Annotated in this window: 18 protein-coding genes, 1 pseudogene and 1 other annotated feature; of the genes and pseudogenes, 3 read left to right on the forward strand and 16 right to left on the reverse strand. The window is 28.3% G+C overall.

Annotation, left to right across the window (positions count from 1 at the left end; all coding sequences use genetic code 11):
- Positions 1 to 129 precede the first annotated feature (129 nt).
- The 4 genes from glpK to trhA form a co-directional block, all read right to left on the reverse strand.
- On the reverse strand, positions 130 to 1,626 hold the full coding sequence (gene glpK / locus OW729_RS16195; RefSeq protein WP_268062596.1) for a glycerol kinase GlpK: 1,497 nt from the start codon (positions 1,624 to 1,626) through the stop codon (positions 130 to 132).
- 147 nt (positions 1,627 to 1,773) lie between these two features.
- The gene (locus OW729_RS16200) at positions 1,774 to 2,478 is read right to left on the reverse strand and encodes an MIP/aquaporin family protein (RefSeq protein WP_268062597.1); all 705 of its coding nucleotides are present in this window, start codon (positions 2,476 to 2,478) and stop codon (positions 1,774 to 1,776) included.
- Positions 2,479 to 3,467: 989 nt separating this feature from the next.
- Positions 3,468 to 3,989 carry a signal peptidase I gene (gene lepB, locus OW729_RS16205; protein WP_268062598.1) on the reverse strand — a complete coding sequence of 174 codons (522 nt, stop codon included), beginning with the start codon at positions 3,987 to 3,989 and terminating at the stop codon, positions 3,468 to 3,470.
- Positions 3,990 to 4,495: 506 nt separating this feature from the next.
- On the reverse strand, positions 4,496 to 5,152 hold the full coding sequence (trhA, locus tag OW729_RS16210; protein ID WP_268062599.1) for a PAQR family membrane homeostasis protein TrhA: 657 nt from the start codon (positions 5,150 to 5,152) through the stop codon (positions 4,496 to 4,498).
- A gap of 343 nt (positions 5,153 to 5,495) precedes the next feature.
- On the opposite strand from trhA, the gene OW729_RS16215 reads away from it, so the two are divergent.
- Together OW729_RS16215 and brnQ are read left to right on the forward strand one after the other, a co-directional pair.
- Entirely contained in the window at positions 5,496 to 6,074 is a 579-nt protein-coding gene (locus OW729_RS16215) for a DUF1836 domain-containing protein (RefSeq protein WP_268062600.1), read from the forward strand.
- A gap of 85 nt (positions 6,075 to 6,159) precedes the next feature.
- Positions 6,160 to 6,424: a binding site (T-box leader), on the forward strand.
- A gap of 220 nt (positions 6,425 to 6,644) precedes the next feature.
- Positions 6,645 to 7,976: a branched-chain amino acid transport system II carrier protein gene (gene brnQ / locus OW729_RS16220; protein WP_268062601.1), complete on the forward strand. Its 1,332-nt coding sequence runs from the start codon at positions 6,645 to 6,647 to the stop codon at positions 7,974 to 7,976.
- Positions 7,977 to 8,382: 406 nt separating this feature from the next.
- Here brnQ and OW729_RS16225 read toward each other — a convergent pair.
- The 9 genes and pseudogenes from OW729_RS16225 to OW729_RS16265 all read right to left on the reverse strand — a co-directional run.
- Positions 8,383 to 8,733: pseudogene (locus OW729_RS16225) on the reverse strand (arsenate reductase family protein); the annotation flags it as partial.
- Between the two features lie 319 nt (positions 8,734 to 9,052).
- Positions 9,053 to 10,942 carry a triple tyrosine motif-containing protein gene (locus OW729_RS16230; RefSeq protein ID WP_268062602.1) on the reverse strand — a complete coding sequence of 630 codons (1,890 nt, stop codon included), beginning with the start codon at positions 10,940 to 10,942 and terminating at the stop codon, positions 9,053 to 9,055.
- A gap of 371 nt (positions 10,943 to 11,313) precedes the next feature.
- Positions 11,314 to 12,702 carry a peptidoglycan-binding protein gene (locus OW729_RS16235; RefSeq protein ID WP_268062603.1) on the reverse strand — a complete coding sequence of 463 codons (1,389 nt, stop codon included), beginning with the start codon at positions 12,700 to 12,702 and terminating at the stop codon, positions 11,314 to 11,316.
- A gap of 163 nt (positions 12,703 to 12,865) precedes the next feature.
- Positions 12,866 to 13,798 (reverse strand): glycyl-radical enzyme activating protein, encoded by a 933-nt coding sequence (locus OW729_RS16240; protein ID WP_268062604.1) that lies wholly within the window; start codon positions 13,796 to 13,798, stop codon positions 12,866 to 12,868.
- A gap of 83 nt (positions 13,799 to 13,881) precedes the next feature.
- The gene (locus OW729_RS16245) at positions 13,882 to 16,293 is read right to left on the reverse strand and encodes a glycyl radical protein (protein WP_268062605.1); all 2,412 of its coding nucleotides are present in this window, start codon (positions 16,291 to 16,293) and stop codon (positions 13,882 to 13,884) included.
- A gap of 349 nt (positions 16,294 to 16,642) precedes the next feature.
- Positions 16,643 to 17,362 (reverse strand): response regulator transcription factor, encoded by a 720-nt coding sequence (locus OW729_RS16250; RefSeq protein WP_268062606.1) that lies wholly within the window; start codon positions 17,360 to 17,362, stop codon positions 16,643 to 16,645.
- A gap of 103 nt (positions 17,363 to 17,465) precedes the next feature.
- Complete coding sequence (locus OW729_RS16255; RefSeq protein ID WP_268062607.1) at positions 17,466 to 18,683, reverse strand: sensor histidine kinase; 1,218 nt, start codon at positions 18,681 to 18,683, stop codon at positions 17,466 to 17,468.
- Between the two features lie 464 nt (positions 18,684 to 19,147).
- Positions 19,148 to 19,513, reverse strand: coding sequence for a DUF3221 domain-containing protein (locus OW729_RS16260; RefSeq protein WP_268062608.1), 366 nt, complete (start codon positions 19,511 to 19,513; stop codon positions 19,148 to 19,150).
- A gap of 235 nt (positions 19,514 to 19,748) precedes the next feature.
- On the reverse strand, positions 19,749 to 20,990 hold the full coding sequence (locus OW729_RS16265) for a dicarboxylate/amino acid:cation symporter (protein ID WP_268062609.1): 1,242 nt from the start codon (positions 20,988 to 20,990) through the stop codon (positions 19,749 to 19,751).
- Between the two features lie 516 nt (positions 20,991 to 21,506).
- On the opposite strand from OW729_RS16265, the gene OW729_RS16270 reads away from it, so the two are divergent.
- Entirely contained in the window at positions 21,507 to 22,793 is a 1,287-nt protein-coding gene (locus tag OW729_RS16270) for an L-cysteine desulfidase family protein (protein WP_268062610.1), read from the forward strand.
- Between the two features lie 45 nt (positions 22,794 to 22,838).
- Here OW729_RS16270 and OW729_RS16275 read toward each other — a convergent pair whose 3' ends face one another.
- From OW729_RS16275 to OW729_RS16285, 3 genes are all read right to left on the reverse strand, one after another.
- A complete protein-coding gene (locus OW729_RS16275; RefSeq protein ID WP_268062611.1) occupies positions 22,839 to 23,633 on the reverse strand; it encodes a GGDEF domain-containing protein in 795 nt (264 codons plus the stop codon).
- A gap of 442 nt (positions 23,634 to 24,075) precedes the next feature.
- Positions 24,076 to 25,269: an Acg family FMN-binding oxidoreductase gene (locus OW729_RS16280; protein WP_268062612.1), complete on the reverse strand. Its 1,194-nt coding sequence runs from the start codon at positions 25,267 to 25,269 to the stop codon at positions 24,076 to 24,078.
- Positions 25,266 to 25,928 carry a TetR/AcrR family transcriptional regulator gene (locus OW729_RS16285; protein ID WP_268062613.1) on the reverse strand — a complete coding sequence of 221 codons (663 nt, stop codon included), beginning with the start codon at positions 25,926 to 25,928 and terminating at the stop codon, positions 25,266 to 25,268. Before OW729_RS16285 ends, OW729_RS16280 begins: the two co-directional genes overlap by 4 nt.
- Positions 25,929 to 26,162: the final 234 nt, after the last annotated feature.

Below are 26,162 nucleotides of genomic sequence, written 5' to 3' on the forward strand. Positions count from 1 at the left end.
TAAAGTGGATATATGTATCCCCTCTAAAATTAAGGCTCTCTCATTCTCAGCCAATTTATTATTTATATTAAAATTTTATCACAACATCTAAGCCTTTTCAACAATTTTAGAGAATATTTTCATTTTTAATTATCTTTCTTCCCAATCTCTAGATCTTTCTACAGCTTTATGCCATCCTTTAACTAAAGATTGTCTCTTCTCTTCATCCATGTTTGATTGGAAATCTTTTGATATAGCCCAATTAGCAACTAATTCTTCTTTACTATTCCAATATCCAACTGCAAGTCCAGCAAGATATGCTGCTCCTAATGCTGTAGTTTCTATAACTTCTGGTCTATCAACTTGTACTCCTAATATGTCAGATTGGAATTGCATTAAGAAATCATTTTGACATGCTCCACCATCTACTTTTAGTGCTTTTAATTCTATTTGTGAATCTTCCTCCATAGCTTTCAAAACATCATATGTTTGATATGCCATAGATTCTAAAGCAGCTCTTATTATGTGCTCTTTTTTAGCACCTCTTGTAATCCCAACCATAGTTCCTCTTGCATATTGATCCCAATATGGTGCTCCTATACCAACAAAAGCAGGAACTAAATATACTCCATTTGAATCTTCTACAGATTCAGCATATTTTTGTGATTCTGCAGCATTTTTTATCATTCTAAGTTCATCTCTAAGCCATTGAATTACTGCTCCGCCTATAAATACACTACCCTCAAGAGCATACTCAACCTTATCAGATGTACTTGCTGCTATTGTTGTTAATAATCCATTTTTAGAATCTACTGCTTTTTCTCCTGTATTCATTAGCAAGAAACATCCTGTACCATATGTGTTTTTAGCCATTCCCGCTTTGAATGAAACTTGACCAAATAAAGCTGCTTGTTGATCACCTGCATCTCCTGCAATTGGAATAGGTACTCCAAATAATATTTCCTCTGTTTGTCCATACACATAACTTGATGGTTTTACATCTGGTAACATTGATTTTGGTATTCCAAATAATTCTAATAATTCCTCATCCCATTTTAATTCATGTATGTTAAAAAGCATAGTTCTTGATGCATTAGTGTAATCGGTTACGTGAACCTTGCCCTTAGTCATATTCCAAATTAACCATGTATCTATATTTCCAAACAATAAATTTCCTTTTTCAGCTTGATCTCTAGCTCCCTCTACATTATCGAGTATCCATTTAACTTTTGTAGCTGAAAAATAAGCATCTAAAACTAACCCTGTTTTTTCTCTTATCTTCTTGTCTAATCCTTTTTCTCTTAACTCATCACAATACTCTGAAGTTCTTCTACACTGCCATACTATAGCATTATACACTGGAAGTCCTGTTCTTTTGTCCCAAACTACAGTAGTTTCCCTTTGGTTTGTTATACCTATTGCTGCGATTTCCTCTGGAGAAATTCTTGCACTATTAAGTGCTTCTCCAGCAACTCCTACCTGTTTGCCCCAAATTTCTAAAGCATCATGTTCAACCCAACCGCCTTTAGGATAAATTTGTTTAAATTCCTTTTGAGCTACACTTATCATTTCACCTTTTTTATTAAAAATTATACATCTACAGCTTGTAGTTCCTTGATCTAGTGCCATTATATACTTCTTTTCCATGTTTTACTCCCCCTATCACTTTCTTTTAGTATTAAAATATACTTAATAAAATTTTTAATTATGCTTTAATCTGTTGTGCATCATTCTTTTCTCGTAAAGTAAACCATGCTAATGTGTTATTAATTCAAAAATATTAAAAATAATTCCTTAAAATACTAAATTAAATATAATAGCTCCTAATATACCTCCTAAAACAGGTCCAATTACTGGTATCCATGAATATTCCCAATCTGAACCTCCCTTTCCTGCTATAGGTAGAATAGCATGTGCTATACGTGGTCCTAAATCTCTAGCTGGGTTTATTGCATAACCTGTTGGTCCGCCTAAAGAAAGTCCAATAACTACTATTAATAATCCTGCGGCAAATGCTCCAAATCCTGCAACCATCTCCGCTTGTCCGAGTCCAAGTAAGCCAAAAACTAATAAAGCAGTTGCTAAAACTTCAGTTAAAAAGTTTGCTTTAAAATCTCTTATTGCTGGTGCTGTACAGAATACACCTAATTTTGCAGCTTTATCTTCTGTTTCTTTCCAATGAGGTAAATAAGTTAACCAAACTAATAAACCACCTACAATACCACCTAACATCTGTGCTATTATATAACCTGCCACTTGATTCCATGCAAATTTACCTATAAATGCATTTCCAATAGTAACTGCTGGATTTAAATGTGCCCCACTGATTCCACCAAAAATGTATGCAGGAATAGCAACTGCAAGTCCCCAGGCTACTGTTACAACTATCCATCCACCATCTTTACCTTTACTTTTGTTAAGTGCTACAGATGCTACAACTCCATCTCCTAGCCAAATAAGAATCATTGTTCCTAAAAATTCTGCCATATAAGTAGTCATTTTTACTCCTCCTTTTTATTTTTCTTTTATATTAATAAAAAATCTAGCATTTTGTAAACGTTTGTAGCAAGCACAAAAAAATAAGCCCTTTTAAAATTCGAATTAAACCCCACCTAGATTTTTAGAAATAAAATCCTAATAAGGTTGATTCCTAATATTTAAAAACGGCTCTCTATTCTCTGCCTAAAATTATTTGGTTTTCTTATATATTATATTACATTAGTTTTTATTATTTTTCAAGTATTTTTTTATTATTTTTTTGTATTTTTTTTATGTTTTTACTATTAATACATAAAATGGTATTGAATACTTTATAAGGGAAATACTCATTCTCACAAGTGTCCTAAATTTTATATGCCATTATTCTCTTATTTTAAACTAGTCAAATCTATGTGAAATTTCAAATTATAGTTTAATCTATTGTACATCATTCTTTTCTCGTAAAGTAAGCCAGACTAATTTGTTACGAATTTAAAGATATTTAGAATAGCTTTTTAAAACACCAAATTAAACATAATAGCTCCTAATATGCCTTCTAAAATAGGTCAAATTACTGGTATCCATGAATATTCACAATCTGAATCTCCTTTACCTGCTATACGTGATCCTAAATCTCTAGCTGGGTTTATTGCATAACCTGTTGGTCCACTTTATTTTTGTTTTATATTAATAAAAAATCCAGCATTTTTGTAAACGTTTGTAGTGAGCACAAAAAATAAACCCTTTTTAAATTCGAATTAAACCCCACCTAGATTTTTAGAAATAAAATCCTAATAAGGTTGATTCCTAATATTTAAAAACGGCTCTCTATTCTCTGCCTGAGACTATTTAGTTTTCTTATTTATTATATTATATTAGTTTTTATTATTTTTCAAGTATTTTTTAATATTTTTTTATATCTTTTTACTAATAATGTACAAAATGGTATTTAATACTTCATAAAGAAAAGACTTGTTTATTTTCACAAGTCTTTTCAATTTTATATAACATTATTCTTCTATTTTAAAATTACCGAATCTATTAAATGGGAAAATTATAAAACGCGCTTTACCTTTTATCTTACTTCCTTCTATATAATGCTCATTCCAATACCTACTATCCCATGAGTTAGCTCTATTATCTCCCATAAAAAAATATTTTCCTTCTGGAACCTTAAAAGTTCCACTCATCCCACCATTATATACAACATAAGGTTGATCTATTTTTTTCCCATTAACATACACTAAACCTTCTTCATCTATCTTAACTTCATCACCTGGAAGTCCTATAAGCCTTTTTATCAAAGTTTCATTCAATTCATCTGAACGAAAAACTATAATGTCTCCTGTTTTTAGTGATTTTTTGTCATAAATCCTTGTAACAATAATCCTATCTTTGGGCTTGATAGTAGGATACATGGACTTAGTTGGAACAGATACTTGAAAAAATAAAAATTGATTTATTAAAACAGCTAATATTATGGCTGCTCCTATAGGCAATATCCATTCTTTTAAAAATTTCTTAGCTCCCATTGAATTTCATCTCCTTTTACCAAAACATAGCTTTATTTTATCATAAAAAAAGTAATATACAAATTTATTTTAATTTAATACTCATCCTTTGTTAACTATACACTATAGAATAATGTTGCATAGCAACATTATTTTAGAGAATAGTGAATAGTAAAGTAGGATTTCCCTCCTAGTGTCAGAAAATCTTTGAATTAAATAAAAGAATAAGCTCATAATGAAAATTTAATTTTTCATTATGAGCTTTGTTTTTGACTTAAACAAAAGAGCTGGTAAGCTCTTAAAAGCGATAGCTTATGGGAGGCATCTCTTAACTTAAGATTAAAAGATAGTTGCTATAAAATAATGGACTCCTGAAGCCGAACTGCGTCATGGACGTCCCATAGGGAGGGTAGCATTTTTAGAAGGCTACCCTTTTAGTGCTTCTTTGCATACTGAAGATTTAATGAATAACTACATATATTTAGAAAACCTATTTCTCTGCCGTTATCCATTAAGTCGTAATATTATTATATTACATACTTAAATATACACATATAATGACTAAAACTTCCTAAAAGTATGAATATATGAAATATTTCATGAAATCCCATAAACTTCAAATTTAAATCGGGCCATTTCAATGCATACATTATACCTCCTAAAGTATAAAAAACACCTCCTAAAACAAGCCACACTACTCCTGCCATACTAATACTTTGTGAAACAGGATTTATAAATAAAACTACAAACCATCCCATCAATATATAAAACATTGTAGACAACCATCTAGGCATATTAAACCATATCATTTTAAATAATACTCCAGCTAATGCCATTAACCATACAGCTATAAATATACTCCAACGTAATTTACCTTGCAACACAACTAAACATATTGGTGTATAAGTACCTGCAATAAGTATAAATATCATTGAATGATCCAGTCTTCTTAACAACTTAATTACCTTGTCCGTAGAATTTACTAAATGATACACTGAACTAGCTGTGTATAAAAATATAAGACTTACGCCAAATATAATAACAGAAGTTATCTTTAAATTACTTGAAGGGTATGAAATCAATGCTTTTATTATAAGAACTATTAGCCCTACTAAAGAAACTATTGCCCCAAATAAATGAGTAAATCCATTAATAGGCTCTCTAAAAATTTTGTTCTTAGTCATTTTTATTCCTCCTTACTGTTTCCTTTTAACAAAGTAATTTTAAATTTCGTAGAATTGTTTAACTCTATTATGTGTAATCTTTTAAAATATATTAATATAACTATACCTAGTTTTTAAAACTACTTCATATCATACTTATATTATATAGTATTTTCACAAAAATTCAATTAATTTTTAGTTAAAATGTAAAAATTATATAACTTTTTTATAAACTCCTTGAATTTATTTTGCTATACCATTAAAATTATAGATATATATTACATGACATAGTTTTAATAACTACATTTCACTATGTTTATATCAAGCGGCAGACCAGTTATTTTTTAAGAAAGGAGCTGTAAATATGAGTAATTATAAAGAAGACATACTTAATACCATAAATAATTTAAATTTAAAAGAAGAGATTGAACTTATTGATATTCCAAAATTAGATTTATATATGGACCAAGTTATAACTTTATTCGAGACCGGTTTAAATGGAAGTAAGCGTAATGAAGATGATAAAATTTTAACGAAAACTATGATAAATAACTATACAAAAGATAAAATATTAATGCCTGCTAAAAATAAAAAATATTCAAGAAATCACATAATAATGATGATATTAATTTACAATTTAAAACAAAGTTTAGCAATTACTGATATAAAAACCTTGTTAAGTCAAATAGTAGAAAACTTTAATATAGATGAAGAAGGATTAGAATTAGATAAATTATATGAAATATTCTTAAATATTAAAAATATTGAAAGTGATAATTTTAATAATCAAATAGGAGAAAAACTTGATTTAATACTTAATGAAGTTTCTAATTTAAACCAAAATAGTGATTATTATAAAATACTTCTCACAGTTCTTATGCTTATCAATAAATCTAACATGTATAAAAAACTAGCTGAAAATATTATTGATAATTATTTATAAATTTTACTTAAAATACGAAATTTCCATAAATAAAAAACATTTGACATATTATATATATTATGATATAAAATATTTAAATTAAAAATTAAATTCTATGACGAGAACAAGTAAGTTATAAAAACTGTTCTACAGAGAGTTGGCATTATGCTGAAAGCCAATGTTCAGAGTATAACTGAAAATCATCTCAGAGAAGTAAGACCGAAGCTTTCATTAGTAAGCCTTACCGGATGTCCACCGTTAAAAGGAACGCGTATCATGTTGTACGTAGAATAAGTGCAATAAAATCTCCTTTGTATTTGTTTAGATTTTATTGAATTAGGGTGGTAACGCGAGTATAGCTCGTCCCTTTTCGGGGACGTGCTTTTTTTATTTTAAAATTTTTCAATTAATATTTGGATATGTTTTAAATTGTTAACTTTGACATAATCAATAATTAAAATTCTAGATCATGTTAAAATAACAACTTCTTGACATACCCTATCATAACTAGTAAGGATGTGATTAATGTGGATTCTGAGATAGATATTATCCTTTATTGACAAAACATTTAAAATTTTAGGGGGCATAAAAATGAAAAATTTATCAAAAAAAGATTTAATGTTTATAAGTTTAATGACTTTTTCCTTATTCTTTGGGGCAGGAAATTTAATATTCCCACCATTTTTAGGTAAACTAGCCGGTAATTCTACTTGGATTGCTTTGGGAGGATTTCTTATATCTGCAGTGGGATTTCCTATATTAGCTATTGTAACTATATCAAAAGCTGGTGGACTTCATGCTTTAGCCAGCCGTGTACATGTATACTTTGCAATTATATTTACAATTATAATATATTTAGCAATTGGACCTTTTCTAGGCATACCTCGTGCAGGAAGTTTGGCTTTTGAAATGGGAGTAGCTCCATTTTTACCATCTTCCATTAGTTCAAGTAACTTAGCTCTTTTTATATATACACTATGTTATTTTTTAATAGCATTTTGGCTTTGTTTAACACCATCAAAGTTAGTAGATCGTTTTGGTAAAATTTTAACTCCAATATTATTAACCCTTATATCAACTATTTTCATATGTAGTTTGTTTAAACCTATAGGCTCTTTTGCTCAAGCACAGGGAAATTATGTAGAATTTCCTGCTTTTAAAGGATTCTTAGATGGATATATGACAATGGATGCTATAGCAGCGCTAAACTTTGGAATTGTAATTTCAATAGCTCTTAAAGCAAAAGGTATACAAGATGAAAAATCTATAACATCTAACTCTATAAAAGCTGGATTAATAGCAGGTTTATTTTTGACAATTATATATGGTATGTTGGCATATTTAGGTGCTTCTAGCCAAGTAAGATTTCCTAATACTCAAAACGGAGCAGAAATACTAACTAATATAGTACTCTACTTATTTGGTAAACCTGGTGCTGTATTATTAGGAATAATATTTTCACTAGCTTGTTTAACTACATCTGTTGGTCTTATAACATCATGTAGTCAATACTTTACAAGATTAATACCTAAAGTTTCATATAAAACTTGGGTTAAAATATTATGTTCTTCTAGTATGGTTTTTGCAAATATGGGATTAACTAAAATTCTTTCAATATCTGTACCAGTTTTAACTGCTATATATCCAGTTGCTCTTACCCTTATAGTACTCTCTCTAGCCAATGACTTTTTTGGAGGTAGTTCTAGTGTTTATAGATGGAGTCTACTGTTTGTATCTTTTGTAAGCATTGTAGATTCTCTCAAAGAGTTTGGTTTAAAACTGGATTCATTAATAAGTTTATTTAATTATTTGCCACTTTACTCAAAAGGTCTTGGTTGGCTTGTACCTGCAGTAATTGGTGCATTAGTTGGTTTTATCGTATCACTACCTAAAAAATCTTTAGTTAATATTGAATCTAATTAAACTAAAAATAATTAATTAAATAAAAAAGGTGGATATATACAGCAATATAAACTATAAATAATCCACCTTTTAAATATAGATTAAGTTAATTACTTAATTTATTTTAGTTCATCAAAATATTGTTCAACTCATTAAACACACTATTTTAAAATTACATCTCCAGTATCTTAATTAATAAAAATTACTCATTTATTGAATAGTAACATCTCTTAGGAGAACTAATTTTTTCTTCTGATTTTAATTTTTTGATAGCCTTATCTACCTCTTTCTTATCAATTCCAGTTGCTTCAGCTATTTCACCTGATTTCATTGGTTCTTTTGAATTTTTTAAAGCATTTAATACGATTTCTATATTATCCATTATTATTCCTCCTTCAATATTTTTCTTATATTTTTTATCTTCTAATAACTTATTCCTCCACTCATCTTCTTTAAAACCAACTAAAACAAATTTATCCATTATAACTAATGGACGTTTAACTAACATTCCATTAGTTGACAATATATCAATTAACTGATCTTTTTCTGCCGTTTTAACTCTCTCTTTTAAATTCATTTCTCTATATAAAACTCCACTTGTATTGAAAAACTTACTTACTGGAAGTCCGCTTTTTTCAATCCATTCAGTTAGCTCCTTCTTTGTCGGATTTTTCTCAACAATATGTCTATCTTCAAATATAATATTATTTTCTTCTAGCCACTTCTTAGCTTTTTTACAAGTACTACATTTAGGATATTCTAAAAATAAATATTTCATACATTCTCACCCTTTACTCATTTACTATTATTTTTAATATTTATTATTTGTTAATATCTATTATTAATAATATACTATTTTTTATAGAAAGATACAAGTACTATTTTATATTTTCATTTTAAAATAGGTTAATTTTAGTCGTTTTAAAATCTTATTTAGTGCTCTTAGTATAATGTTTTAACTAAAACAATAATTAATTCTGTTCCTATAAAAATCAAAAGACTAGCAAAAGTAGAATTTTTATCAATTCCTTTTACTAGTCTCTATATATTAATCTATATTTTAAATGAATCTTGCCCTATGCATTCATCTAAAAATTTTAACGTGGCTTGTACATAAAATACTGAAATTTATCAAACAATTCTGTGCTACGGATAATTGTTCTTTTATGAAGAGGTTCACCATTAAATCTTGAACGTTGATTATCAACTATGTTAGCCCATACATAATCGCCTTCTTTTACCCAGCTTACAAAAGTATAAACATGTGTAGGATATCCTGTGCCCCCATTTATACTGAAACATAAATCTCCTGGTAAAAGTTTAGTGTAATCCGTACATTTCGCCCATCCATAGCTAGTTAATTTTGTACTAAGTTGACGAGTATTACATACATATGTAGGTAAATTTTTCAATCCAGCTCTTCTTAATGCCTCACTTGTAAAATATACACAAGTATTACTCTCGTCCCCATCATGAAGTTCTATTGCTCTCTTCATAACCGAATCCCTATTACTTTTACTAGCTAGTAAATAATTAACTAGATTCGTTTGTAATTGAGATTGTTTTCTTGACTGTGTATGTGCACCAGAATCCACAAATATATCTTCAAATTTTACAGCTTCATAAGCCGCTTTACTTTTACTATCTCTTACATGTACAGATACTTCAAATCTTCCTTTTGATGTTGGTACCCATGTTATAGTATTAGTTGCACTATAATCCTTAAGAATTTGCCACTTTCCTGTATCTAAATTTCCTACCCAAAATCTATATTGAGGATTATTAGTACTTAAAGCATCAGCTGTTACTTTATATCTATTTGCTACTATATATTTTGGATCTCCATCTAAGTTATCTATAGAAAATTTTTTTACAGTTGTTTTTATAGGCGACTTAATATCTGTATCTTTACCTGGTTTAGTATTATCATCTGTATTTCCTTGTGAAGTAGATATAATATCTATATCCTCAAATTTCACAGCTTCATAAGCAGCTTTGCTTTTACTATCTCTTACATGCACAGATACCTCAAATCTCCCTTTTTGTGTAGGTGTCCATGTTATAGTGTTAGTTGAACTATAATCCTTAAGTATTTTCCATTTTCCTGTTTTTAAATCTCCTAACCAAAATCTATACTGAGGACTATTAACACTTACCGCATTAGCTGTTACTTTATGTTTATTTCCCACTGTATATTTAGCTTTTCCATTTAAAGCTTCTACAGAAAAGTTTTTTACAGCCGTTTTTACAGTAGGTTTTGTTGTACCTTCTTCAGTAGAAACAACTTCTATATCTTTATAATTTATACATTCATAATCTAATTTACTTCTCTTATCCCTTACATATACAACTATTTCAAACTTGCCCTTACTTGTAGGCGTCCATGTTATACTACTATTTTCACTATAATCTCTAAGAAGTTTTCTATCTCCTTTTTTTAAATCGGATACCCAAAATTTATATTCAGGTCCATTAGTACTTACGGCATTTGCATTTATTTTGCATTTATTTCCTACTATGTACTTATAATTTCCATTTAAATCTTCTATAGATAAATTTTGTATAGTAGTTTTTATGCTTGTCCCAGGTTTTGAAGCAGATGATAAAACATCCATATCCTGAAATTTTACAGCTTCATATGCTACTTTGCTTTTTTTATCTCTTACATGAACAGAAACTTCGAATCTCCCCGCTTGTGCAGGTGTCCATGTTATAGTATTACTTGTACTATAATCTTTTAGGATTTTCCACTTCCCTGTTTTTAAATTTCCCACCCAAAATCTATATTCTGGATTATTTGTACTTGTGGCTTTTGCTGTAACCTTATATTGCTTCCCTACTACATAATCCGAAGTCTTCGATACTGGCGTTATATTGAAAGACTGTATTTGAGTAGATGAAACTTTAGCAAAAGCTTCAATATTAGTGAATAGTATACATATGCTTAATGTAAACAATAAAAGCATAGTATTTTTTAACTTCCTCATATGTTCCTCCTTTACTCCACAAGTTTATTATAATTTTCCAAATAATATTATATCAGAAAAATTTGGACTTTATTAGTTTTAAAATTACCATAATTTAAGTATATATATTTTTATCGAGTTTTTATAAGATTTCTATAGTATATAAAAAAACAATTACTTACTCTAACCAAAATTATAAATATTAAATAAAATATAACTACTACTTTAATTTGCATTTATACATCAATGTTCTCATTTACATTTAAGTTTACATATAACTTGTTTCAAACTTGTATTAAATTTGTATCTATCTCGCAACATATTTCCCCATAACAAATAAGATCCTAATATAATTGTAATAAAACAACCTATTAGGATCTTACTATTTATTTTTATTTATTTGAATTTTGTTTTGCCATATTCATTACAAATTCCATATAGTCTATAGAATTTTTTTCATTTACTTCTGGCATAGGATTAGTTTTTATATCTTCATTTATTTTACTTATATTTGAATCAAAATTAAATAATAGTGTATAAATTGAATTTGTATTTACTACGTCTTTTTTAGCTTTTATATCTCCAGACATCTTTGATATTTCGCCTACATTAACTGTGAACTTTACATTGCCTTTATTGTATGAAACATATCCACTCTTATCTACACCAACATCAATACTTATATCTATTTGAACTGCATCTTTCATCTTATCTAATATCATTATAGTTTGATTTAAAGCTGCTGATAATTGTTCATCTGTAACTTTAGTTCCACTATAATTAGGATCAAGAGCCATTATATCATTTATATAATCCTTTACTAATCCAGTCATTTTTTTGTCTTTTAGAGCATATTTTATTACATTTATTAATTTTTCATTATTCAAATCAATCTTATAAGCTTTAACTGAATTATTACCTAATTTAGATGCATCACCCTTTGAAACAATATCATATTTTGCATCTGCTATTTTTATAAAGTTTGCAAAGCTTTCATTGAAACTAACACCAAAATTATTAGCTGAATTTATTAATTTTTGAAAATCTATCATCTTAGTAGCTTCTACTGTTTGTGAATTTGAAAGTATTTTGCTAATATCATAAACAAAATATTTTTTATCTTTATACTCTGCTGGCATAATTACTTTTAGTGCTTCTGGAATTTCTATTATAGATTTTATTTTTGGATTACTTCCAGTTGTATCTACATCTGACCAAACTTTCATATCCATAGTAACTCCATTGACACTAACTTTAACATTTCCCTCTGCAACAGCCTTTTTATTTTCGTCCCTTGATACTGTTTTGATATCTGTTTTTACATTTAATGAGTTTATTATTGAAAGTATTTGCGCTAAATTTTTTTCCTCTTCTTTTGATAAATTTTTTCCATCTAATTTTATTCCTAAATTTTGTTCAACTTCACATGAAGTAATTTTTTTATTCATTTTATATGCATTAACTAATTCGTCTATAGAAGATACATTTTTATCTATATTGTTATTAATATATAAATTTAAAAGATAAGAACATGTTGCTCTATATGAATGATTGTCTATATCTTCTATTACTCTTCTAGCCTCTTTAATGTCTTTTTCATTAGGATTAACTTTAATTTTATTTAATAGCTTGTACACCTTACTTTGAAGTTCTTTTTGTGTACTTACTTTAGCTTGCACCTTATTTTCTGTTGCTGCAAAAGCTTTAATTGGTGAAACTCCAACTCCTCCAATAAATATTCCTGCCGCTAAAGTTATTGCCATGATTTTTTTTGATTTCATTACTTTTCCCCCTTCTTATCTTGCAATTTTATTACTTATTATACCTCTATAATCATATGCTACCCTATGATAATTTAATTGTCAATTAATCATATATATGGGCTAAGTTTTTCACTATTAATATTTTATTAAAAGAGTCTTTCTATTTTTTATCCATTTCAACCTAATGTGCTCCAATGTTACAACATATTCCCAAATCTTCTACTATAGTTTTAAATTTAACCATTACATCATTACTTGGAGTATTAATTTTTTTTCTCATACCATACTCTTTTCCTATACATTCATACTTATTTACTCCATATTTATGATATGGTAAGAGATGTACCTCATTTACTTTATTTAAACCCTTAGCAAATTTAGCTATGTCTTCTATACTTTTCTTATCTGCATTAAATTCTGGGATGACAGGAACTCTAATAATAGTTTCTATACCGAATTGTATAATTTTTTTTGCATTTTCTAATATAATCTCATTATTTACTCCAATATATTCAAAATGCTTATTTGTATCCAATGTTTTAATATCTAAAAGTACTAAATCAACCCAAGGTAATATATCTTTTATCACTTTTTCACTACAATAAGCTGTAGTTTCTATAGTAGTATGCCATCCCATACTTTTACAAGCCTTTAATAATTCCAAAGTGAATTTAGATTGCATTAATGGTTCTCCTCCAGAAAGAGTAACCCCTCCTTTTGAACGCCTAAACTGTATTGATTCTTTTTTTAACTCATCTATAACCTGTTGCACTGTCATTTCTTCCCCAGACATAGTAAGAGCTCCTGAGTAACAATTTTCTATACATTCACCACAATTGACACATTTATTCCTATCTATTCTATAATTAAACTTAAAATCAATAGCTCCCATTTTGCAGACTTCTTCACATTGGTGACAATCAATACAGTTCTTAATATTAAACATTACTTGTCTATGCTTATTTTGCGATTCTGGATTACTACACCAACGACAAGATAAAGGGCAGCCTTTTAAAAACACTATAGTTCTCAAACCCGGTCCATCATTTACAGAAAATCTTTGTATGTTAAAAACTATCCCTTTTTCTTCATAATTAACTTCATTTTTTAGCATAGCCTTATCTTCCCCTTTTAAAATTAATTAAATTTTAAGGCTTGAAAAATACTCAAGCCTTAAATCCAATTTAAAATATATTTTTAAAAATTTTGTTCCGTTCTTTTAATAATATCGTCTTGAATTCCTTTATCCAAACAAACAAATTGAGCACTATACCCTGCAACACGTACTATTAAATCCCTATATTTTTCTGGATGTTTTTGCGCATCTATAAGAATATTTTTATCAACTACATTAAATTGTATATGCATACCTTTTTGATCAAAATAACTACGTATTAATGATCCTAAATTTTTCAATCCATTACCTCCCTGTAAAGAATTCGGATTAAATTTTTGATTAAATAATGTTCCACTTGGTGCAATAAAATGCTCCAATTTTGCTACAGAATTCGCTGCAGCGGTTGGTCCCTTAATATCAGCTCCTCTAGTAGGAGATACCCCGTCTGCTAATGGTTCAAATGCTTTTCTTCCATCTGGAGTTGCTCCTACTAAACTTCCTAAATGTACATTGTTAGAAACAGGATATAATCCTGGTATAAATTTTCCTCCTCGTTGGTTTGTATGTTTTTCTACTTCTTTGCAATAAATAAGTGCTCCTTCACGAGTAAATTCATCAACCTCATCTATGTCATTGCCAAATTTAGGAGACCTATGAAGAAGCATTTGTTGAACCTGTTCCAATACTCTTTTCTTTAATGTATCAGTTTCAGATTCACCAAAGTTTGTGTCAATAGCTTCCTTTAACTTGTCTAAAGTAAGCTTATTCTCATCAAATACAAGCTTTTTAATAGCCATAAACGAATCTCCTACATTTGCAATTCCAACTCCTAAAGGTCCTGAAAAACGATAATGCCCTCCTCCTTCTTGTATTGATTTTCCTTTACTAATGCAATCATCAAGCATACATGATAAAAATGGAAGAGGCGCTCTTTCTGAATGTGCAATATCAACACAATTATCCGCAGCAACCATATGTGTTACAAAATACTCTGTTTGTTTTTTATACGCCCCTATTAATTCATCTATATTAGTAAAAGACGTAACCTCACCAGTTTTAGGTCCAACTTGTTTTCCATCAATCTTCCCATTATTTATACTTAACTCTAAAACTTTTGCTAAATTAAAAAATGCTGCATCATACCATCCATCTGTTTTTCCTGGCTTTTGAGGTTCAACACATCCTACAATAGCATAATCCCTAGCATCTTCTAATGTTAATCCTTGATTAATTAATGTAGGAATAATAACTTCATCATTATAATAAGCTGGCAGACCTGTTCCCAAACGTGTTAATTCACAAGTTCTTATTAAAAATTCTTCTGGAGTTTTACTCCATATCCTAACTGAAAGTGAAGGCTGTGGTAATTTTAAACTTCCTGTAGCATCAAGGCACATATAAGATAATTCATTAGTAGCATCTTTTCCTTCAGGCGTTTGTCCTCCTACGATTAAATTTTGGAACATTGAATACCCACTAAAAGCTTTAGTTGTAGTTTCATCACGCACTTTAGTAATATCATTAAATTTTACCCACAAACAATGAAGTATTTCTTCAATAGCTTGTTCAGTTACGTTATTAGAATCTATATCTTTTTTAAAATATGGATACATATATTGATCAAAACGCGCTGGAGATATTGCATGCCCATTAGATTCTAAACTTATAATTGCTTGTACAAACCAGAAAGACTGACATGCTTCATAAAACGTATTTGCAGGATTTTCTGGAACATTAGCACATATTCTGCTAATATTCAAAAGCTCATTTTTTCTTGTAATATCTGATGTACTTTCAGCTAATTCTCTAGCTAATTGTGCATATCTCTTAGCATAATTTATTGCTGCTCTGCAAGTGATAATTACCGCATCCCAAAACTTTCTCTTTTTCACATATTGAGGATCATTTTTATCTGCATTATTAATAGCTTCTTCAACTTCATCAATAATCCCCTTAAAACCTTTTTCTAATACTTTCTTATAATCTACAGAAATATGTCCTAACCCATTAAAATGATAGTTTGCTACTGTAAAGATCTTTGATTCCATTGCATTAGTAGTTTCCTCTGACATATAAGATGTAGCTAATTCACTTACAGTTTTTCCTTCCCAATATTTAAATATCTCTTTAAGTTGTGATTTTGTTTCTTCTGAAATTTGAAATGAGTCAGATGTTCTCTTATCAAGCTTATCAAATTCGTCTACTAACCATTGATTTGAAAATTCAGGGAAAACCTGTGATGATCTAGGATTTTTTGTTAAACTGCCTACTATAAGTTCTCCATCTCTAATTATTATAGGTATTTCACTTAAAATCTTTTCAAGTGCTTTAGCTTTACGAATAATAATAGGTTGATCTTCTGTTTCTTTAAATGATTCAGTTATCAATATAGCCCTATCTACCTCAATACAAGGAACTGCTGACAGTATCTGTTCTTTTAACTTTTCTACTCTCTGTGTTGGTTTACTAAATCCTTTTTCTAAGATATTCATCTTTTATCCCCCTAATTTCTTAATATATTTTTGTATAAAGCTTCTTTTAAAAGAATATTGTTTTTTACATTTTTTAAAACTTTCTTTAGTAATACTAATACTATTATTTAAACGTTTTCAAATAATTTAAACTATTCTGTACATTGAAAATAGCTTGATGGTATTTATATATATAATACAATCAAGCTATTAATTTCTTTAATATTTATTTATCTACTTTCTGCATTTTTTTGCTCAAATAAAATTTAAAACCTATCCATTTTTTCGTTTCTATGACATTTTTTTATTCTTAACTATACTTTTATGTTATTTAGAAAAACCATCTAATTAGAAATTTAAAATATATTATTTATATAAGAGAGGTTTTTCTTCTTCTACATCTGTATTCTGAAGGTGTTACACCTTCTAACTTTTTAAATACTTTACAAAAATAATTAGGTTCATTATAACCCACATCAAACGCTATATCATTTATACTAATGTTTGTGCTTTCTAACATTTTCTTAGCCTCTTCTATCCTTTTTTGAGTTAAGTATTTATTAAAATTAGTTCCCATATCTTTTTTAAAACGTTTACTTAAATAAGTAGTACTAAACTTCATATAATTAGCCACATCTTTTAGCATTATATTATCTCTGAAATTGTTTTCTATATAATTTAAAGCACACTTTAATTCATCTGTATAAAATAAGTTTTTATTATCAATGTTCATAAGACTCTTTAAAACTTTTACTATTTTTTCTGGCCTTATAGGTTTTAATAAATAATCATCAACCTTTATTCTCAAAGCTTTTTGAACAAGTTCAAAATCATCATAAGCACTTATTAAAATAATTTTCTTATTTTTATCTTTTTTCTTTATTAACTCAGCTACTTCAAGTCCATTCATACCAGGCATTACAATATCCATAACAATAATATCAGGGTTTAAGTCATCATTCATCTGAATAACTTCCTCTCCATTATGTGCTTCCCCAACAACACTAGCCATTTTTACCTTTTTATCTATAATTATTTTTAGTGCCTCAATTTCTAAATGTTCATCATCGGCAAGTATTATTTTACACATATTAACTCCTCCCTCATAAATTTAATCATACACAAACTCACCTTAATATTTAATCATCCATTTACATAAGTATATATTTATTGTCTATTAAATAATATATTCTCTATTGAATTAAAGGAATTTTTAATTTTACTGTAGTCCCTATATTGACTTCACTCTCTATTTTCGCTGTATATTCATTACCATAATAACTAGCTAATATTTCATTTGCGTTATATATGCCTATTCCATTAAATTGTTTTTTATATTTTTTATTTAGTATTAAAAATAATTTATCTTCTGAAATCCCTATTCCGTCATCCTTAATTGTAATAATAACATTATTTTCACAAAAATATCCTTTAATATTAATTGTTCCCCCTTCTCTTTTAGGACACAATCCATGTATTATAGAATTTTCTACAAAACACTGTAAAATCATTGATGGTATCTTAATCTTATTTATCTTTTCATCTATATCAATATTATAATTTATTCTCTTGCCAAACCTAATAGATTGAATCTCTAAATATCTTATAACATTTTCTAATTCTTCTTTAAAAACAACTTTCTGTTCTATATTTTTTAAAGTATGTCTAAATAATTCTGACAAAGAATAAATAACCTCTTGAGTTTTAGGCGCATCTTCAATCAGTGCTAGCCTTGCTATAGTATTTAATATATTAAATATAAAATGATAATTTACTTGTGATTGTAGTAATTTCAATTCATAAGTTTTTAGTTGATTTTCTAATTTAACTCTCTCTTCTCTTTCTTTCATAAATCTAATGTTATTAAAATTCAATTCTTCCTGCATTAAATCTAAAACAGATTTTTCGATTAATTGATTTACTATAATCTCCACTAAAGAAGATATAGCCTCTATTTTATAATAATCAACATATACAGTATTCTGATAATCTTTTTCTAGTTCTGGATTTTTTTTATATATTTTAGAGTAATATCCTGATTCTTTTATTGGCACAAGTTTATCATTGTTTGTTCTAACTTGTCCAAAAAACACAGCTCCAAGGTAGTTATTATTAACAATAATAGGTGTAGCAACATCTACTAAGCCTGCAGGACATTTAAAAATATATGGTTTTTGCCTTATAGCAGCCTCTAAACCAGCATGTGCATTTGCATCACAACATGTTTTCATTCCTTCTGTAGTACTTCTCATTTTTTTGCAAAACTTAGAAAAATTAGAATAATTATTGATAGGATTTCCTTTAAAATCTACTATATTATAAGCAAGCCCTGTAATTTCAGCAAGCCTATCTTGTATATTTTGTAACATATCAATATCTATTATGTCCTTTAAACTTTTACTACTTAACACAAAAAATTGCCTCCTATATAACACATTAGCATATTTTAGTAATTTTAAACTCTATAATAACATTATCTTCAAAGGATCAATTGTGTCAAGATACTTGTTTTCAAAATACATAAAAAGCATAAGATACTTTTCAATATTCCTATGCTTTCTGTATTAAAATATTTGTTATTTTTATACTACTATTCTATAATATATATCTAAAATTAATTACTCCTCTACTCCAGTATCTTTAATATTTGATTTTGTCCGTTTTACATTAATTATATTTTTCAAAATCGTTATATTTATATTAGTATTGCTTAATTTAATCTCTTCAGTTTCACAATCTTTATTTTTCTCAGATTTAATACTATCACTTTCTTTGCCTTATTCATCAATTATATATTGAAACAATTTCTAATACATCCTTTAATTCATCACTATACATAATATACTCTACTAAAAAATATGTTGCTATATTAATTCTATTTATTTTTAGTAACCTGTATTTTCTTGGCAACCGTTTGAGGAGGAATAGACTTTGTCATAGCTGAATTTAATGTAACAAAAACCTTATCCCCCTTTTTAAACTCAACATTATTTACTTCTTCTTTGCATCCTTTCATTATCTTAGTATCTTCGTTAATAATTATAACCAATTTTTCTTTATATACTTCACATTCCTTTATATACCCTTCCACTAATAATCTATTATTTTCTCCTTTATTACCTTTTTGCACCTCTAATATTTCCCCTAAAAAAATTGGTGATTTAACTGGTTTTGCAAATGCGCTCATGTTTACTGTTAATATACAAATCAAAAGTGTTAAAATAATTTTTTTAATCTTCATTATAATCTTCCTCCTAATATAGTTTATATATGTTTTCTCACATAATACTATTTCCTAAAGTGAAACAATTATTATATTCTTAAAAATTAATTCATTAAAACACTAATATATTTAAACACTTTCAATTATTGTAATTATAAAAATTTAAAATTTGCACAAAAAAATGTAAGTAGCCTTGTTTTTACACAACTCTACTTACACTACTATATTAAGAAAACCTTTTAGTATTTAATATTTACTCTACAATTTTATTTTTCAACCAATTTTTTCCTTCTAAGATTCTAGTTACCATCATAGACGTTACTGCATCACCTGTTGCATTTATCATCGTTGCTGGTGGATCTACTAAGAAACCTATTGTAGCGATAATAGGGAACGCTTCTGGTGGAAAGCCAAATAGGTTAACAATTAACATTTCACCAATTAATCCCCCCCCTGGTACACCTGACATAACAACCCCACCTAAAACTGCAACTAAAATAGAGGTTAAATATATACCAGTTCCTGAAAAATCCTTTCCAAACACTCCAAACAAGAAGGCTATTTTTAATATAGAAGAAAGACAAGTTCCATCCATATGCATAGTGGCACCAATTGGCAATATAATTTCTCTTATGTCCTTAGGCACACCCATTCTATAAGTAGCTTCCAAGTTTACAGGAAGAGTTGCAATAGAACTCTGAGTAGCAAGCGATGTAGCTGTTGGAGGTAAAATATTTTTAAAGAAAATTTTCACTCCATTCTTACCTCCTGCAAAATATGAATAAGCTGTAAAAGCTACAATAAAGTAACCAACACACAATGGATAGTAGACAGCTATTACCTTTGCATATGATCCTAATAATTCCGGTCCAAATTCTCCAATTAATGATGCAAAATAGGCTCCTAATCCAATTGGTGCATAGTACATTATTATATTAATAAATTTCATCAACACCTTAGAAAGAGCATCTAACCCCTTTGCCACTACGTTATCTTCATCTGAAGTTAAACTTACACAAATTCCAAAAATAATAGAGAAAATAATCAATGGGAGCATATTAGCTTTTGATAATAATCCAGTAAAATCATCAACTGTTATTGTTTTTACAATTTGTTGTCCTAAATTTACCGCTTCAGTAGCTTTTCCTGGTTCCAACTTGAAACCTATTCCTGCTGTAGGAGGGAAAACTTTTACTGTTACAATAATAAAAACAGATGCAATAGCTCCTGTTGTTATAAATACCATTAACATACTTCCTAAAATTTTTCCTAATCGTTTCATGTTTATCATATTACCAACTGCACTGGTGATTGTGACAAATACCAATGGTACAACGGCTGTAAACATAAGGTTTAAAAATATGTCACCAAATGGTTTTAAAATAACTGCCTTTTTTCCCATAACTATTCCTATAATACTACCCAATATAATTGAACTAATCAAAATGATGGGGAATCTATAATTCTTCCATATACTTACTTTTTTATTTTCCATATTATATTCCTTTCTTTTATAAACATTTAAAATTGAATTTTTTCTACTGTTTTTATTGCAGCCTATTAACTACTTTCCATTAATCCACTAATTTCTCTCCTTTTTTCGTAAACCTTTTCATGAAAATTGTAATTCATCTCTTATCACCTTCCTCTTATTAGTAAATTGCTACAATCATTATTGATATAAACTTTATCAGCAATAATCAAGCCAACTTGATATTTTCTGTATTTTAAACTATATGTTTCATTATAAGTGAAATATTTCTTATTATTCAAAATAATAGGTTTAATTGGCTGATAAATCAACCAATTAAACCTATTAAATCTTTATTTGTATGGGATTATTAAAATTTATATTTGTAATTTTGTCTTTTATAAGTTGGTATATTTTTTGCTTCATTAATAAAATAGATTATAAAGAAGCCTCCTAATTTTTTAATATATAAAAAGTTTCTTTAATAATTATTACAATAACTGCGGCATATAAAAATGTAAAATGAGAAAGGTGAAAATTATGATTACAAAAGAAAATATTTTAGAACTATTAAATCAAGAAGTTGTTCCAGCACTTGGTTGTACTGAACCAGTGTGCGTGGCATTAGCTACTGCAGATGCTTACCATGCAATTTTAGGACAAATTGTTTCTATTAAAGTTGAAGTAAATGCCAATATATTTAAAAATGGTATGTCTGTGGGAATCCCAGGATGTAGCCATGTTGGATTAAACTATGCTGCTGCACTTGGTGCATGTCTTGGTAATCCAGAAAAAAGACTTGAATTACTAGAAGATATTACTGATTCAATTAATTCTTTTGCTGATACAATAGTGAAAAATAATAAAGTAAAGATAAGTATTAATGAAGAAGAGACCGATCTCTACGTACAAGCAGAAGTTATTACTACTAACGGAATTGGTATATCTATAATCAGAAACAGTCATGCAAATATAGTATTTACAAAAGCAAATGATACTGTACTTGTTTCTAAAAAAGTTTCCAAAAATACAGAAAATTCTCTGTATGAAAAACTTTGCTCCACTACCATAGCTGAATTACGCTCACTTATTGATTCAATAGATCCTAGTCAGCTTCTATTTATGTTAGAAGGTGCTAAAACAAATGAAGGTATTGCTGATTTCGGCCTTTCAAATCATACTGGCATTGGAATTGGAGATACACTTAATAATCTTACACAAAACCAATTTTTCGGTAATAATCTTCAAAGTCGTATTATGATGAGAACGGCAGCTTGCGCAGAATCAAGAATGTCTGGATGTCCTTACGCTGTCATGAGTAGCGCTGGTAGTGGTAATCATGGTATTACTGCCATAATCCCTGTAGTAGAATTAGCTAATGAAAATGGTAATACAGAAGAAGAATTGGCTAAAGCACTTGCATTTTCTCATATGGTAACTTTATATATTAAGCAACATACAGGTCGTTTATCTCCTATCTGTGGGTGTGGTATGTCAGCTGCTTCTGGAGCTTCTGCTGCTATGACTTGGTTATTAGGAGGAAATGATGAACAGATTTCTGGTTCTATAATAAATATGACTGCTAACCTAACAGGCATTATATGTGATGGCGGAAAAATTGGATGTGCATTAAAATTAGCCTCTGCTGCTAGCGCCGCTCTAATGAGTGCTTGTCTTGCTATTAATAATGTAGTTATTTCTAAAACAGATGGTATCACTGGTGCCACTGCAGAAGAAGCTATTAAAAACATGGGACTAATTAGCAATCCGGGTATGCTACAAACTGATAAAATGATTCTTGATATTATGTTAGAAAAACAAAACTAGAATCACTATAAATCAAGGGAAAAATGAGATAATAAAATTACTATCTCATTTTTCCCTTGATTCATCATTATGGCATTCTTTAATTAAAATATTTTTTCTACGTTCTTTATCATTATACATTCTTTCATCTGCAACTTTTATTAAATCTTGAAGAGTATCTCCATCATTAGGAAATAACGAATACCCTAAACTTATTCCTGTGTCTTTTCGAGGAAAAATTTCATAAACTGACTGTTTTATTTCAAATACAATTCGCTCAACTTCTTGTATATCTTGATATTCTAAAATTATAACAAATTCATCTCCACCGATTCTTCCTACATATCCTTTTTCTCCTGTTGTATCTAAAATAATTTTGGAAGCTCCTACAATGTACTTATCTCCTTCTAGATGGCCATATTCATCATTAATTTTCTTCACCCTATCCAGATCACAAACAACAAGATAAAAAGGAGTCTTTTCTTTTAAAAACACTTTATACACTTTCTCCATTCCTTTTCTGTTGAATACACCTGTCATAGGATCCTTTACAGCTAGTTCTTCAAACTTCTTAATGACCTTTTTCGTATAATTACTCCATAATATTATACCTACTATGTAAACAACTGCTCCTAATGTAAAACATATCTTTATGGATACATGTACAATTTTAGTGTTAATTATAGGCAATATCATATCAAAAAATGTAGCAATTGCAATTAATAAAACTCCCATAAATAAAATCTTAAATGTATGTGTTTCTAATCCCCATTCTCTTTTTGTAAAAAATGATAATCTTATCATATAAAAAAGAAGTATTGCAACAAATAAAAATACAATTATTTTTTCAACCTCATACATAAAAACACCTCCGTATGTATATTCACATATTTACCTTAGTTATTTTTCACCATTGAATGAATAACATACTGTTATAGCTTTCTTCTTAGATTGTTTTCCATTGTTATAAATATTTAATATTATATATATTTAACAAAAACATATTCTACAAAATACCAAATTTTCCTTCTTATTTTTATAAATATAACAATATTTATTTATATTCATCATAATTCTACAAAGATTAATGGTGATTTTTTATATAAAATTAATAATGTTTTTTATTCTTAGTATACATTATTTTAGAGGCATAATCTTATATATAATACTTTTTTAAAATTTCCTTCATAATTTACTCTTACCAGTATTTTTTATTTATAAAAGAGTGTAAGTAGCTTTATATAAAACAAACCTACTTACACTCTTTGATTTAGAAAATATTAACATTTACCCCATTTTACTTTTAATCAAGTCTAACTAGCTCCATAACATCGCTTCTCATACTTTGAGGAAATTTCTGTTTTGGTTTTCCAATTCTAATAAATAACTGTATAGTACTACCTTTTGGAGCATATTGCTCATGGATTTTATTATATTGCTTTTCCATCTCACTGTATTCTTCTAACACTTGACTAACTGGTTGTACAACAATCCCTTCTGAATGTGCTGCTAATATTAATCTACTATAAAGCATACCACTTTTAACTTGTTGTACTCTATTATTATTGTTAGAAATAATCATTACATAAGCTGAAGTATTTTCTACTACATTTTCAGTAGATTTTATAAACATATTAGCAGATTGCTTCTCACTATTAATGGATGGAACCAATGTTATAATCCCTTGCATTATATGTTTCATTATTCCACTTGTGCCCTGTCCTTCAACTGAATATCCATATCTGTATTTATTTTTCTCATATTCATTAGAACGAAAAATATTTTTAGTCTCTTCATTGATTCTGTGAATACCCGCTTCAATTTTAGCTCCTTCTATAGCATAATTTCCCATAATATTTATATTAGCTTCATCTTGAAATAACTTCACCACTAAATCTGACTTAGTATTTATAGCTAATAACTTCTTTACTTGAGTTTCATTTAATTTTGTTTTTTCATACGGTCCTCTATTAGTATCTGGTAAAAAAATGTAATCATATAGTACACTTTCTTTAGGTTGAGTTTTTCTAATAGTTATTTTAGCTACTGGCTTTTCCTTCATACTCTCAACAAGATTTTGCTCATCATATTCCCCATGTGGAAATAAATCTATTTTAGTTTTATATCCTAACTTTTCTCCTGCTATTTTTACATTTTCAAGAAAAGTTCCTTGAGTAATCATAATTTGTCTTGCATAAGGGTCCACCTCTTTTGTTAACCGTTCACTATCTACAAATAAATAGAAAACATCTTTGTTATTGTCTAATTTAATTTTCCATGGTTGCATATTATGACTATTTGAAGCCAATATTCCATGTGCAGTTAACTTTAACCTTGGGTCATCAAATTTTTGTGAATATCCTTTATCCCAAGGTTTTAAATATTCCTGTTTTGAAAAAATACCACTTGCTACAAATATAACAATTAAGCACAAGAGTATTATGGAAACAATACCTGAAAGAAAATATATCATGATTTTTTTCACCTTCCTATTCATTTAGCTATTCCTCCATTTTCTATGGATCTTATTAACATATCGAAAGCATTTAATAATAGTTCATTTGATTCTCTGTTATGATAGTTCATAATATAATTTCTTTTTCTATGTAATGTAGTAAAAATACCAACAATACATGACCATAATATTATTGCTGTATTTACAATATCTAATTCATATCTAATGCTTCCCTCTTCAACACCACTCTTAAGCGCTGAAGTTAGGTAAGTAAATATTTTTTCACCAAGTGCATAACATTCCTGTCTTGATTTATCAGATATTCCATTTGCAAAATCTAACTCCCCATTTTCATACTCAATAATAGTCATAAAGTAATACATGTACTCTTGGCTAAATTTATAAAGAACTTTACCCATTTGTTTAATTTTATCTAATGCATTTTTACCATTGGTATACTGTATCTCAGTTTCCATCATTTCAATTAGTATCTTATATCCTCTTACCATTATTTCAAAATATATTTGATCTTTACTATTAAAATATACATATATTGTCCTTTTACTGAATTCAGCCTCTCTTGCTACATCATCCATTGTAGTGGCATCGAATCCTTTTGAAAAAAACACTTTTTCGGCAGCATCAATAATATCGTTTCTTCTAATCTCTTTTTCTTTCTCCTTACGTTGAGCTGTTCCCAATGCAATCCTTCCTTTCACTTAATTGTTACAAAGTAAACTTATAGTTTACTTTATTTTAATGCTATATATATTTTATGTCAATAAATTTTAAACTTATTGCTTTTTTATCTGATTGATATATGATAATGTCTTAATATAACACATGTGATTATGTCCCAAATATAAATTTTAGTATACAATAAACCTCATAACTTGAAATGAGGTGGACATACTGAGAAAGGTTGCTTTAAGAAT

The organism is Clostridium brassicae (assembly GCF_026738875.1).
GTDB lineage: Bacteria > Bacillota > Clostridia > Clostridiales > Clostridiaceae > Clostridium_H > Clostridium_H brassicae.

What these genes read in the sequence shown, in the direction of transcription:
- OW729_RS16200 (WP_268062597.1), bottom strand. Translation starts at nt 2,478, where the DNA reads ATGACTACTTATATGGCAGAATTTTTAGGAACAATGATTCTTATTTGG.
- trhA (WP_268062599.1), bottom strand. Translation starts at nt 5,152, where the DNA reads ATGACTAAGAACAAAATTTTTAGAGAGCCTATTAATGGATTTACTCAT.
- OW729_RS16275 (WP_268062611.1), bottom strand. Translation starts at nt 23,633, where the DNA reads ATGTATGAGGTTGAAAAAATAATTGTATTTTTATTTGTTGCAATACTT.
- OW729_RS16280 (WP_268062612.1), bottom strand. Translation starts at nt 25,269, where the DNA reads ATGAATAGGAAGGTGAAAAAAATCATGATATATTTTCTTTCAGGTATT.
- OW729_RS16270 (WP_268062610.1), top strand. Translation starts at nt 21,507, where the DNA reads ATGATTACAAAAGAAAATATTTTAGAACTATTAAATCAAGAAGTTGTT.
- brnQ (WP_268062601.1), top strand. Translation starts at nt 6,645, where the DNA reads ATGAAAAATTTATCAAAAAAAGATTTAATGTTTATAAGTTTAATGACT.
- glpK (WP_268062596.1), bottom strand. Translation starts at nt 1,626, where the DNA reads ATGGAAAAGAAGTATATAATGGCACTAGATCAAGGAACTACAAGCTGT.
- OW729_RS16245 (WP_268062605.1), bottom strand. Translation starts at nt 16,293, where the DNA reads ATGAATATCTTAGAAAAAGGATTTAGTAAACCAACACAGAGAGTAGAA.
- lepB (WP_268062598.1), bottom strand. Translation starts at nt 3,989, where the DNA reads ATGGGAGCTAAGAAATTTTTAAAAGAATGGATATTGCCTATAGGAGCA.
- OW729_RS16230 (WP_268062602.1), bottom strand. Translation starts at nt 10,942, where the DNA reads ATGAGGAAGTTAAAAAATACTATGCTTTTATTGTTTACATTAAGCATA.
- OW729_RS16240 (WP_268062604.1), bottom strand. Translation starts at nt 13,798, where the DNA reads ATGCTAAAAAATGAAGTTAATTATGAAGAAAAAGGGATAGTTTTTAAC.
- OW729_RS16250 (WP_268062606.1), bottom strand. Translation starts at nt 17,362, where the DNA reads ATGTGTAAAATAATACTTGCCGATGATGAACATTTAGAAATTGAGGCA.
- OW729_RS16260 (WP_268062608.1), bottom strand. Translation starts at nt 19,513, where the DNA reads ATGAAGATTAAAAAAATTATTTTAACACTTTTGATTTGTATATTAACA.
- OW729_RS16215 (WP_268062600.1), top strand. Translation starts at nt 5,496, where the DNA reads ATGAGTAATTATAAAGAAGACATACTTAATACCATAAATAATTTAAAT.
- OW729_RS16235 (WP_268062603.1), bottom strand. Translation starts at nt 12,702, where the DNA reads ATGAAATCAAAAAAAATCATGGCAATAACTTTAGCGGCAGGAATATTT.
- OW729_RS16265 (WP_268062609.1), bottom strand. Translation starts at nt 20,990, where the DNA reads ATGGAAAATAAAAAAGTAAGTATATGGAAGAATTATAGATTCCCCATC.